The organism is Streptomyces sp. NPDC104831, assembly GCF_055583025.1.
The window spans coordinates 77976-89002 of record NZ_JBVJOT010000003.1; the positions used below are offsets into that span (position 1 = coordinate 77976).

Consider the following 11027-nt stretch of genomic DNA (forward strand, 5'->3'; position numbering starts at 1 on the left):
ACTCGGGCACGAGATGAGCAGAATCGGACAGGATTCCGGCCCCGTCGCCTTCCCCTTCCCCACCACACCCGGCGGACCGCCCGGCGTGGAGGTCACCGACCTGCCCGGGCTGCTGACCAGGATCGGGCGGCTCGGTGCGACGGCCGACACGCCCGTGCGCCTGGAGTTCCACCTAGTGATGTCCGTGCGCTCGGGGCTCCTGCGCTGCGTGGTGGACACCACCGACTGCCAGGTGGCGCCCGGGAGCTGGCTGTGGATCCGGCCCGGCCAGTTCGTACGGTTCCCGGACGGGTGCCGGGGCGGCGCGGACGTACCGGATACGGCGGTGGTGCTGTTCCAGGCGAGTTTCCTCGACGCGGCCACCGTCACCGGGGCGCAACTGGACCGCAGGGCCTGGAGGCTGCCGATGTCCCCCGCGCCGCAGGCCGCGCAGCCCCTGGATCGGACGCTGGAGCTGTTGGAGAGCGAGTACCACCGGCTGCGTGACCTGCCTCTGGAGGTCCACGTCGCGGTCGTCCGACATGCCCTGTCGGTCCTGGTGTTGCGCCTGGCGAACCTGCCGGGCGGGCAGCGCAGGCATGCCGGAAACGCCGCCTTCCGCCGCTTCCGTGACGCCGTCGAGCAGGACTTCGTCCGTCACCACCAGGTCGAGGCGTACGCGGCGCGCCTCGGCTACAGCGTGCGGTCGCTGACCCGCGCCACGAACGCCGCAGTCGGGCGCGGGGCCAAGGCGTTCATCGACGACCGGCTGGTCCTGGAGGCCAAACGGCTGCTGCTGCACACACAGCTCCCGGCGTCCGAGGTCGCGGACCGGCTCGGCTTCTCCAGCACGACGGTCTTCACCCGCTTCTTCCGCCACCGCACCTCGGAGACACCCCTCGGCTTCCGCAGACGCGCGCGCACGGAGACACAACGGCCCCCGGCACCGTGACCCGCGGCGGGACGGGGCCCGGACCGCCGGACGGGGGTGTGACGCGCAGGGCGGTGACGGCTCCCGGAAGGTGCCTCGGCGTCGGGCAGTCAGGTCGCGAACAGCGCCCGGCAGCCGGCCTGCGCACCGGTCCGCGGCGGCTGGTTGCGACCGGCATTCCCGCACGGGGCGGATCCCACCTGTCCGCGCGCGGTCATGACCCGGTCCTTGCGGGTCGGATCGTCCGCATGGGTTGCGTCAGGGGATCAGCCAGCGGGGTTGTGCCGCGGGGTCGTTGACCCAGATGTACTGCGTTGCACCGTTGTCGGTGACGGTCATGCCGAAGTCGTACAGGTCGGGGCTGCCCAGGTCCAGCCATGTGTCCCAGGCCGCCTCGAGTTCGTCGGCCAGGCGTCGGGGGCCGCCCTGGGCGGCGATCGTCCGGCCGCCGCCGATGGCCGAGAGCATGGCCCAGGACTGTTCGGCGTCGTGGATCCATGCGTTGAGGCCGTCAGCGTCGTGGGCGAGCGTGGTCCTCAGGTGAGGCAGGACGACGCGCAGCGCGAACCGCAGGTGTGCGTTGTCCTGGAGCGGGGTGAGATCGCGGAGGAAGGGGCGCTCCTCGGCCGGTTCGCTGCGGGCGCGTACCTGTGTGAAGTCCGGTTCGCGGCGCAGCGCGCCGCGGTCGGGCATGAACTGGGCCAGGCCCTGGACCCAGCCTGTCGCGGACCTGCCGTCGTCGGCGACCGTAAGGGCGACGTGTCCCAGCCGGCCCCAGGGGGTGACGATGCGTCCACCCGGCCGGGCCTGTGCGATCCAGGGCCACGGGATCCGCTCGACGGCGTAGGTGGCTATGACCCGGTCGTAGGGTGCTGCGGGGCCCCATCCCTGGTTTCCGTCACCGACTTCGACGTGCGCGGTGAGTCCGGCTGCGGCCAGTGCCCGGCGTGCCGCCTGTGCCAGGCCGCGGTTCGCCTCGACGCTGACGGTGCGACCGGGGCCGGCCCGCCGGCTGAGCAGGGCCGCGTTCCATCCGCTGCCCGTTCCCAGCTCCAGGACGCGATGGCCGGGTTCCAGGAGCAGGGAGTCCAGCATGTCGACCACGACGGCCTGACTGGACAGGCTGGATGTCGGCAGCCCGTCGGTGACCTCGGTGACGGTCGCCGTGTCGGGGCCCGGATACACCTCCCTCGCCCAGCCGGCCGGATCGCTGCGCTGGTCCACCGGCACATAGGCGTGCCCGTCCCACCGCCACACGCGGTCCGAGGCGAACCGGTGCCGGGGCAGGGCATCGACGGCCTCACGGATCCAGGGGGACCGCTCGGGCCAGTCGCCCCGCTGCTCCATGGCGGCGGCCAGCGATCGCCGCAGCCTGTCGATGCCGGATGCGGTCGTCAGCACCGTGCTGCTACTTCTTGCGCTTGCCGGTACTGGGCGGCGGCGGAGGGACCTGTCCGTCGCTGTTGCCGGGCGGCGGGGTACCCGTACTCGGGTCGGCCGGCGGCTTTTCGTGCTTACCCATCGCTGTCTCCCCAAGATCGGCCGGAAAGATGGTGCTTCTATGGTGAGGCTCCCGAGGGGCGCTGTCCGCCAAGAGCCGGAAAGAGCCAACCAACGGCTCGAACCGGCACATCGGTGGACAGCCGGAACAGCGGCCCGGGGTGGTGCGCGGTGCACCGGAGTCGTGGCGAGGGCGGGAACGGCCGGACGACCGCAGCCTCCTGAACGGGATCGTGGGGAGGTCCCGGACCGGGACGGCCTGGCGGGACGTACCCGAGCACTATGGTCCGGGGACGACGCGGCACACGCGGTTTCGCGGAGCTGGTCTGCCGTGCGGCCCGTCCCGGCGGCCCTCCCACCCCTGCGGGCCGAGGGTCCGTATCTCCGGGGCCGTTCGGGCGGTTGAAGAGCCGCCCACGCACGGGGTGCGCCGCTCAGGGCGGCCGTTTCGTCCATGGCGTCTGGGCGTTGCTCGCATGCGATGACGCCGAAGAGGTCGAACAGCACGATGGGGCGGCGGGGGAACATGGCGAGGGTTCCTCCAGGTCCGGTGGCGGGTGTCAGGGGCGGTGGGGCAGGGCGCGGGCGAGGGAACCGAGGGATGCCAGGGGGTCGGGGCCGGCGGGGGCGAGGACGACGCTGGTCGCGCCGGCCGCGTGACGGGCTGCGATCGCCGCGCGGGCCTGGTCGGGGGTGCCGGCGACGCTCAGCTCACGGACCCAGTGGGCGGGCATGGTCTCGGCGAACGTGCGGCCGTCGGGGCAGGCGGCGCGGTGTGCGCGCAACTCGGCAGCGAAGGGCAGGGGCTCGATGTGCGCGGCCCAGTCCGGCTCGCCGATGGCCTCCAGCCCGGGGCGGACGCGGGTGAGGGCGGTCTCCTCGTCATCGTCGACGGCCGCTGCGTCGTAGGTGACGATCTCCAGGTCGCCCCCGGCGGAGGCGGCGCTGCCGTCCATGTGCTGCAGGGAGGCGGTGATGTAGGCGGGGGCGGCGGGTTCGGCCAGGAGGAGTCCGTCGGCGACCTCGCCCGCGGCCTGCTGTGAGCGGGGGCCGCGCACGCCCAGGACGACCGGCGGGATGGCCTCGGGGATGGGGGTCTCGGTGAGGACGACGCCTTCGCAACGTACGTAGCGGCCGCCCGCGGGCCCGGGTTCGCCTCGCAGGAGCAGGCGCAGGGCGGTCGTGTATTCCTTGATCAGTGTCAGTGGGCTGGCGGGCCAGTTCCCGGCCCGGCGCATCCAGTCGGGCATGCCGTGGCCGATGCCGGCGATCAGGCGCCCGGGGTGGAGCTGGGCGAGGGTGGCCAGTTCCATCGCGGTGAAGCACACGTTGCGGGCGCCGGCGGGCAGGATGCCGATGCCGACGGTGATGTGCGTGGTAGCGGCCAGGACGGTGGCGGCCTGGGCGATGCCGCCCCGCCAGCCGAGGTCCTCCACCACCCAGATCTGCTCGAAACCCAGTTCCTCGGCGCGCCGCGCGTACGGCACCAGGTCACGGGCGGGGAGGTCACGGGGCAGCAGGACACCGACACGGCCGCGGGCGGGCTGGGTGTGGGGCACGGGCATCAGGGGCTCCTTCGGGACGGCGGCGGATTTCGGCCTCCCGGTCCTCGGCGGACCGGGGAGTTGGGGGGCTTGTGCGGCACGGGGTCAGGTCCGTGCCGCACAAGCGGTCAGTGGACGCCGGCTGCCATCTCGCCCTCGCGGGTGCGGACGGCTCCGGTGCGCAGGACGCGGGCGCCCACGGCGGTGGTCGCGCACAGCAGGGACAGCAGGACGAAGGCGTGGTTCAGGGCGACGAGGTGGGTCAGCCAGCCGATGACAGCGGGGCCGGCGAGCATGCCGACGTAGCCGAGTCCGGCAACGCGGGAGACGTTGGCGCCGGCGGCTGCGGGGTCGGCGTGCCCGGCCGCGCTGAACAGCTGCGGTACACAGCCTGACAGTCCCAGCCCGAACAGTGCCCAGCCGGCGAAAGCGGCCCACATCCACGGGCCGAGGGCCACGAGTGTGATGCCGGCGGCGGCCGTGGCCGCGCCGCGGCGCAGGATCGCCATGGAGCCGAACCGGGCGACGAAGCGGTCCGCAAGCAGCCGGCCGAGGGTCATGGCCGCGGCGAAGGTGCCGTACGCGAAGGCGGCCGTGCCGGCGGGTGCACCGAGGACGTCCTTGAGGTGCAGGGCGCTCCAGTCGTTGGCGGCGCCCTCGCACAGCATGACCATCAGCGCCAGAGTGGCCAGCAGCCGGACCCGCCCCCTGGTGCTGCGGCGCCTGGCGGTCGGTGCCGCATCGGGCTCCGTAGCGGAGCCGGAGCAGGCATCGGGGCTCTCAGTGGCGGGCAGCAGGGCGCGTGCCGAGGCCAGGGCGATCACGATGCCCACGGCTGCCATGGCGGCCATGCCCGCGGCCGGGTTCAGGCCCGCGCTCGCCGCGCCCGCTGCGACGAGCGCGGCGAGGACGCCGCCGACGGAGAACGTGGCGTGGAAGCCCGACATGACGGGCCGGCCGTACGCCTTCTCCACGTGCACGGCGTGCGCGTTCATGCTCGCGTCCAGGCAGCCGTTGCAGAACCCGAAGACCAGCAGTGCGCCGGCCAGCGTCCAGGGATCACGGGCGAGACCGGGCAGGACCAGGGCAGCGCCGCACAGGATGCCGCTGGCGGGGACCACGATGCGCGAGCCCAGGCGGTCGGTCAGGGGGCCGGCCACCTGCATCCCGACGAAGGCTCCGAGTCCGAGCAGCACCAACTGGCCGCCGAGGGCGGCGTGGCCGATGCCCAGACGGTCCTCGATCGCGGGGATGGCCACCACCCAGGTGCCCATCAAGGTGCCGCACAGGACGAAGTAGACGTAGGTCGCCACACGGGCGGCTCGGAGCGAACGTTCCATGCCCCCACGGTAACGAACGGCAGTCATGTTCAAAAGGCCAATTAATGAACAGGTTTTCTGTTTGTTGTCTGGTGGTGTTCAATCGCGGTATGAGCAACGCAGACCGGCACGGACTGATCGCGAAGGTCGTCAGGGACTCCGGCGGCGCCACGGTCCAAGAGCTCGCCGAGCTGACCGGCGCCTCGGAGATGACCATCCGCCGCGACCTCGACACCCTCGCCGCCCAGGGCGTCCTCGAACGCGTCCGCGGCGGGGCACGCACCCTGCTGCTCCGCGGCGAGGAGCCCCCCTTCGCGCTGCGCGCCCACGAATCGGTCGAGGCCAAACGCCGGATCGCTGCGGAGGTCTCCGCGCTCATCGCCGACGGCGAGAGCGTTCTGCTCGACAGCGGCACCACCTGCCTGGAGGTCGCCCGCCTCCTGCGCGAGCGGCCCGTCACCGTGATGCCGCTGTCCCTCCAGGCCATCCACCTGCTCGGCGAGACACCCGGCCGGGCCACACTGGTCGTGCCCGGCGGACAGCCCCGCGCCGCCGAGGGAGCCCTCACCGGCCCCCTCACCCTCGCCTCCCTGGCCGCCCTGCGCTTCGACACGGCCGTCATCGGCTGCTGCGGGCTGAGTGCGGCCGACGGCCTGACCGCCTACGACCTCGACGACGCCGCGGTGAAGAAGGCGGGCATCGCCTCGGCCCGCCGCACCATCGTCGCCACCGACGGTGCCAAATTCGGCCGCACCGCCTACGCCTACGTCGGCCCCGCCACCCTCCTGCACACCCTCGTCACCGACACCACCGCACCCACCGACGACGTGGCCGCGCTCGAAGGCGCGGGCACCACGGTCAAGACCGTCTGACCACTCCGCCGTGCGGGCGCGCCACCAGCGCACGGCGGAGGCCGGCCTCGCGGCCCGCTTCCCGCTCACCCCTGGGGGCCTGGTGACAGCCTGCGCACCGGGAGCCCGGAAGCGGAGTCCGATGCGGACGGCCGGAGTTCGGCGGCGTGGACGAGGGCGGGCAGGTAACGGTGGCGGCGGAGGAAGGTGCGGTCGGCGCCCGCCTGCCGGGCGGTGCCGCTCACACCGATCGTGCTGCCGTCCTGGGTGGCGCGAGGAACGGCGCCCTTCACGCGCTGGCGACGGCGTTCGCCATCGGCCCGCCGGCCGTCGGCCACGGCGGTGCTCATGCGCTCCTTGTGCGGTGGACGTCGGGCAGGGGCCGGCCGATGCGGGGCATACCGAGCACCACGCCTCGGCTGCGGCGTACGACGGCGACGGCCTCGCCCGACCTGGGCCTGTTCCTCTGCGGTGAGGCCACCGAGATCGGCCGCCACTCTCTCGATCAGCCGACGCATCCGGCGGATCTCCTCCTGGCAGGGCACCGCCGCACCGCCTCGCTGCGCACCGTGGCAGGTCAGGCCTTCGTGTCCGCCAACGCCCCCGGTGGGCGCATCATGAAGACGTCGATATCGTCCTCGGCTTCCACGACGAATCCATGGCGCTCGTAGAGCCGACGGGCACCGCTGCCCTGCAAGACGTTCAGGCCCACGGTCATGCCCTGCGCGTCCGTTCGCTCCAGTACCGTGCGCAACACACCGGATCCGAGCCCCCGCCCCTGATAGTGCGGAGCAAGGTAGAAGTGCTCCAGCCACTGCCTGCCTTCGGCGGGCCGGACCGTGACGCATCCCGCGAGTTCACGGCCGATCATGATGATCGACGTGTACTGCGGGGAGAAGGAGTCCCGCAGCCGCTGCCGTACCCGGTGGTCGTCGTAGCGCCCAAGGCGTTCCAGGTCCGCACGCATGACCGTGGCCCGCAACTCCGCGATCACCTCGATGTCCGCTGCCACCGCAGAACGCAGCGCCCAGCCCGCAGCATGCGACGACCCGGCCCGGGCAGGCGGTGCCATGTCCGATCGCGGCCCGCTCCCCATCCCCCCAGCATCCATGGCCGCAGTATCCCAGTGCATCTGCCCGGAACAGGCACAGGGGCATCCCGTCCCGGAATGAACCATCCCGCCCCCGACCTCCATCGTGGACCGGGTCGTTATACGGACCCCGACCTACACAGCCGATTCGGCTCGCTGCCGCTGCTCCACGACGGCACCGCGCGCAGCACCTAACGCGGCCAGGTCGGGGCCGTCCGGGCCGGCGCGGTCGGCTCCGGCTCCGGCAACGCGGTGGTGCTCGCCGCCGCGGCCCGCGCGGGTGAGACCCCGCCGCGCCGCGCCGGCCTCACCTGGAAGCCGGGGCCGGGCAGGGCGACGGCGGCCGGGAGGATCAGCGGGCCGACGGCAGCGGACCCGTCGTGTCGTCTGTGCGCAGCCAGATGGTGCGCTGGGGGTAGGGGATGTCGATGCCCGCCTCATCGAGGGCGTCCTTGACGCGGCGGCGCAGTTCACGGGTGACTGCCCACTGCTGCGACGGGACGGTCTTGACCGCGATGCGTACGACGACCCCATCGGCATCCAGGGACTGCACGCCCCACACCGAGGGGTCCTCGAGCAGGAGGTCCGCGAAGGCCGGCTCCTCACGCAGCGCGCGTCCGGTGTCTTCCAGGACGCGGTAGACGGCGTTGAGGTTCGCCTCGTAGGCCACAGCGACGTCCACGACGGCGCGGGCCCAGTCCTGACTGTCGTTGCGAACCCGAAGGATCTCGCCGTTGCGGATGTGCCACAGACCGCCGTTGAGGTCACGTACGAGTGTCAGGCGAAGGCCGACGTGCTCCACTTCGCCGACGGCCTCGCCAAGGTCGACGGAATCGCCGACGCCGTACTGGTCCTCGATCATGATGAGGAGCCCGGACAGGTAATCAGCCACCAGCTTCTGTGCACCGAAGCCGATCGCCAGACCGACTACACCTGCACTGGCCAGCAGCGGTCCAAAAGCGATGCCGATCTGTTGGAACACCATGGCGACACCGACCAAAGTGAGGATGATCGTCACGGTGCTGCTGAGCACCGAGCCGATCGTCCGGGCCCGCTGCTCGCGTCGCTGGCGGGCGCGGGTCCGGTCACGATGCAGTACAGCAAGCCCCCGCACGGGCGATCGCGACGACCTGGCGCCGGCGTCACCGGACGCAGGTTCCAGCACATGTCGCACGATCCGGGTGATGGCCCGCTTGGCCACCCAGCGGAGCACCGCCAGGACGGCGACGATCAGGGCGATACGCAACGGAATCGCAATCAGCGCAGCGGTGTGTTCTCGCATCCAATCCGTCCATGACGCGGCCAACTGGGTGCTTGCGTCCGCATCCGGCCCGGCGGGTGGGGGTGTCATCGGCACAGGGTCTCCGTTCCTCGGCGTACTAAGGTCGTCGACCGCGCCTACCCACTGTGCAGCCAGCCATGATCACCGGCATCTGCTCGCCCCGGCCGGCTCGGAACACAGCAGAAGACGAGGATGGCGGCGCGCCCAGTTCGGGTGCGCTTTGGCTCCGACGGGGCCCGGAGAAGAATGCGTCCCCCGCATGACCGGAACGGGAGCAGCGGTCACTGCAGCTCGAGAGCGAGGTCGAACGCTCGGTACGACGTTCGACTGGTGTGCCGCGCGCCGCCTGGGGTAGCCGCACCGACCGGAACGATGTACTCCGCTTTTGGGGTACGCCGCTACACGAGACCGGAGGTCAGATATGACAAGGCTGCTGCGGCACCTTGCGACCGTGAGCGTCCCCACCGTGGTCACCGCGGTCGCACTCCTTGGCTCCGGTGGCCACGCAACAGCGGCCACCGCGCAGCCGTCCACTCAGAAACCTGCCTTGGCCAACGAGCGGGCGGCTACCCACCGGCACATGGATCCTTGGATTGCCGATCAGCTGACGCTGTTCGACCAGCAGCCGCCCGCCGAATTGCGGTTGACGACGCCTGAGTGAAGGACCGGCTGGCGCAATTCGCCAAGCAGGTGAGGTCACCGGCGGAGGGCGGGACGGCGGTCTACACGTGCTCCCGCCACCCGCTACGGCAGCCACCGCCGCAGCTGAGATACGACCGTCAGGGCAGGCAGAAGGCGCGTGTTCCGTGACCGTCAAGGTCTCCTCGCGCCGGCCGCTGCCCGACCCCGGGACGGCCATGGGCGGGGCCGGCTGCGACGTGGCCTTCAGTCTCGTCCTCTCCCAGTCCTGGGACAGGACAATCATCAGACGTTCACGCTCTGCCGAGCAGACGGCGGGCAAGCACTCTCTCACGAGGCGGGTGGGCGCGATCTTCGCCGAGGGGTCGGTCACCTTCGGCTCGGAGCCGAGATCATCGTCTCGGCCCCCTACCGGGTCTCGGCCGGGCTGACCGAGGGCCCGCAACCCGCGATCGAACAGCGGCCACAGGGCTCATCACATGTGCTGCGCGATGACCGCTGGCTTGGAATTACAGCAGGACGACGACCAAGGCGGTGTCATCGCTGACGCCTTCGGCGGGGAGCAGATCGTTCACGACGGCGTCGGCCAGGGACTCCGGATCAGCGACTGCTCTGTGGCGGACCAGTGATGCAGTGAGACGGCTCAGTCCGACGTCGATGTCCTGGCGGCGCCGTTCGATCAGACCGTCGGTGTAGAGCAGAAGGACGTCGCCATCGGTGAAGGCGATCGCGGCCTGTGTGCGCGGGGCCGGTGTCGGGGCGGCGTCCAGGGGCGGGTCGGTCGCCTGGTCGAGCAGCGCCGTGGTGCCCTCTGCGCGCAGCAGGACCGGCGGAGGGTGCCCGGCGCTGGAATAGGTGATGACGTGGCGGTCCCAGTCGATGAAGGCGGTCACCACGGTGGTGGACTCGGCGCCGTCGAGGGAGTGTGCGTAGCGGCCGAGGACTTCGAGGGCTTGCGCAGGCCCGGCGGCGACACGGGAGGTCGCGGACAGGGCGCTGCGGAGCTGGCCCATGACGCCCGCGGCTTCGAGGCCGTGGCCTACGACGTCTCCGACGGCGACGGCGATCTTGTCTTCCCCGTGCAGTTTGACGAGGTCGTACCAGTCACCGCAGACGTTGAGGGATCCGACGGCCGGCCGGTAGCGGACGGCGACGCCGTGGTGGTCGACGGGGCCCGGCACCGGGAGCATGGCACGCTGGAGGACGAGGGCGACCTCGCGTTCGCGGGCGTGAGCGCGGCGCAGGCGTTCATTGACCTGGTGCAGTTGCCGCATCCGGCTGAAGAGCTCCGCCTCGAGCTGGCGGCCACCGTCCGGCTGGCTGGTGGCGCGCAGCACTTCGGTGACGTCCTCGACCCGGTGGATGATCAGGGCGATGTGACCGTCGGGCGCGAAGACGGGCGCGTTGACCGGGCTCCAGTAGCGCTCTTCCCAGTGGCCGGGGTGCGCGGTGGATTCCACGTCGTAACGTTGCAGCGCCATCGTGTCGATCTCGCGGTTGGCCAGGACGGCGCGCAGGGACAGCTCCAGATTGCGGGCGCCGGAGGCCGCGGGGTCGGCCGGGTTGTCGGGGAAGGCATCGAAAAGGTAGCGGCCCACCACCTGCTCCCGGGTCCGGCCGGCCTGCCGCAAGAACGCGATGTTGGCATCGGCGAACGCCAGATCGGGCGTCAAAAGCGCGACCGCGCCGGGCAGCGCCTGAAAGACCGCCTCATAGTCGATACCCATTTACGCAGCATATGGACATATAGGGAGATCTACGGCTTTTCACGCGCTGATCCTGCCCCACGTGCGCGGGAGACGGCGAGGATCCCGAGGTCGTCCTGCCCCCCTCCGTCATACACAAAAGCTACACAACAGAGGCCTGGAGATCACGATTCAGCAGAGGGCAGC

11 protein-coding genes are annotated in these 11027 nt (G+C 71.5%); 4 read left to right on the forward strand and 7 right to left on the reverse strand.

The genetic code is table 11. The annotated features are described in order from the left end of the window. Positions 1–13 precede the first annotated feature (13 nt). Positions 14–931: a helix-turn-helix domain-containing protein gene (locus ACZ63H_RS02955; RefSeq protein ID WP_469861522.1), complete on the forward strand. Its 918-nt coding sequence runs from the start codon at positions 14–16 to the stop codon at positions 929–931. 237 nt (positions 932–1168) lie between these two features. On the opposite strand, the gene ACZ63H_RS02960 is transcribed toward ACZ63H_RS02955, so the two are convergent. Then, the gene (locus ACZ63H_RS02960; RefSeq protein WP_469861524.1) at positions 1169–2311 is read right to left on the reverse strand and encodes a methyltransferase domain-containing protein; all 1143 of its coding nucleotides are present in this window, start codon (positions 2309–2311) and stop codon (positions 1169–1171) included. Between the two features lie 263 nt (positions 2312–2574). On the opposite strand from ACZ63H_RS02960, the gene ACZ63H_RS02965 reads away from it, so the two are divergent. Next, on the forward strand, positions 2575–2895 hold the full coding sequence (locus ACZ63H_RS02965; protein ID WP_469861526.1) for a transposase: 321 nt from the start codon (positions 2575–2577) through the stop codon (positions 2893–2895). Positions 2896–2970: 75 nt separating this feature from the next. Here the strand turns inward: ACZ63H_RS02965 and ACZ63H_RS02970 are convergent, their stop codons facing one another. Beyond that, positions 2971–3975: an LLM class flavin-dependent oxidoreductase gene (locus ACZ63H_RS02970; protein WP_469861527.1), complete on the reverse strand. Its 1005-nt coding sequence runs from the start codon at positions 3973–3975 to the stop codon at positions 2971–2973. Positions 3976–4082: 107 nt separating this feature from the next. Continuing rightward, the gene (locus ACZ63H_RS02975; RefSeq protein WP_469861529.1) at positions 4083–5294 is read right to left on the reverse strand and encodes an MFS transporter; all 1212 of its coding nucleotides are present in this window, start codon (positions 5292–5294) and stop codon (positions 4083–4085) included. 89 nt (positions 5295–5383) lie between these two features. Between ACZ63H_RS02975 and ACZ63H_RS02980 the strand changes: the two genes are divergently transcribed. Further along, positions 5384–6145 carry a DeoR/GlpR family DNA-binding transcription regulator gene (locus ACZ63H_RS02980; protein ID WP_469861531.1) on the forward strand — a complete coding sequence of 254 codons (762 nt, stop codon included), beginning with the start codon at positions 5384–5386 and terminating at the stop codon, positions 6143–6145. Between the two features lie 65 nt (positions 6146–6210). On the opposite strand, the gene ACZ63H_RS02985 is transcribed toward ACZ63H_RS02980, so the two are convergent. The 3 genes from ACZ63H_RS02985 to ACZ63H_RS02995 all read right to left on the reverse strand — a co-directional run bounded on the left by ACZ63H_RS02985 (position 6211) and on the right by ACZ63H_RS02995 (position 8496). Then, positions 6211–6474, reverse strand: a complete 264-nt coding sequence (locus ACZ63H_RS02985) for a hypothetical protein (protein ID WP_469861533.1) — start codon at positions 6472–6474, stop codon at positions 6211–6213. Positions 6475–6701: 227 nt separating this feature from the next. Then, positions 6702–7196 (reverse strand): GNAT family N-acetyltransferase, encoded by a 495-nt coding sequence (locus ACZ63H_RS02990; RefSeq protein WP_469861802.1) that lies wholly within the window; start codon positions 7194–7196, stop codon positions 6702–6704. Positions 7197–7566: 370 nt separating this feature from the next. After that, entirely contained in the window at positions 7567–8496 is a 930-nt protein-coding gene (locus ACZ63H_RS02995) for a mechanosensitive ion channel family protein (protein WP_469861535.1), read from the reverse strand. A gap of 451 nt (positions 8497–8947) precedes the next feature. Here ACZ63H_RS02995 and ACZ63H_RS03000 point away from each other — a divergent pair, with 451 nt between their 5' ends. Further along, positions 8948–9157, forward strand: coding sequence for a hypothetical protein (locus ACZ63H_RS03000; RefSeq protein WP_469861537.1), 210 nt, complete (start codon positions 8948–8950; stop codon positions 9155–9157). A gap of 487 nt (positions 9158–9644) precedes the next feature. Here the strand turns inward: ACZ63H_RS03000 and ACZ63H_RS03005 are convergent, their stop codons facing one another. Then, on the reverse strand, positions 9645–10862 hold the full coding sequence (locus ACZ63H_RS03005) for a PP2C family protein-serine/threonine phosphatase (protein WP_469861539.1): 1218 nt from the start codon (positions 10860–10862) through the stop codon (positions 9645–9647). Between the last annotated feature and the right edge of the window lie 165 nt (positions 10863–11027).

What these genes read in the sequence shown, in the direction of transcription:
- ACZ63H_RS02970 (WP_469861527.1), bottom strand. Translation starts at nt 3,975, where the DNA reads ATGCCCGTGCCCCACACCCAGCCCGCCCGCGGCCGTGTCGGTGTCCTG.
- ACZ63H_RS03005 (WP_469861539.1), bottom strand. Translation starts at nt 10,862, where the DNA reads ATGGGTATCGACTATGAGGCGGTCTTTCAGGCGCTGCCCGGCGCGGTC.
- ACZ63H_RS02995 (WP_469861535.1), bottom strand. Translation starts at nt 8,496, where the DNA reads ATGCGAGAACACACCGCTGCGCTGATTGCGATTCCGTTGCGTATCGCC.
- ACZ63H_RS02980 (WP_469861531.1), top strand. Translation starts at nt 5,384, where the DNA reads ATGAGCAACGCAGACCGGCACGGACTGATCGCGAAGGTCGTCAGGGAC.
- ACZ63H_RS02990 (WP_469861802.1), bottom strand. Translation starts at nt 7,196, where the DNA reads ATGGCACCGCCTGCCCGGGCCGGGTCGTCGCATGCTGCGGGCTGGGCG.
- ACZ63H_RS02975 (WP_469861529.1), bottom strand. Translation starts at nt 5,294, where the DNA reads ATGGAACGTTCGCTCCGAGCCGCCCGTGTGGCGACCTACGTCTACTTC.
- ACZ63H_RS02985 (WP_469861533.1), bottom strand. Translation starts at nt 6,474, where the DNA reads ATGAGCACCGCCGTGGCCGACGGCCGGCGGGCCGATGGCGAACGCCGT.
- ACZ63H_RS02955 (WP_469861522.1), top strand. Translation starts at nt 14, where the DNA reads ATGAGCAGAATCGGACAGGATTCCGGCCCCGTCGCCTTCCCCTTCCCC.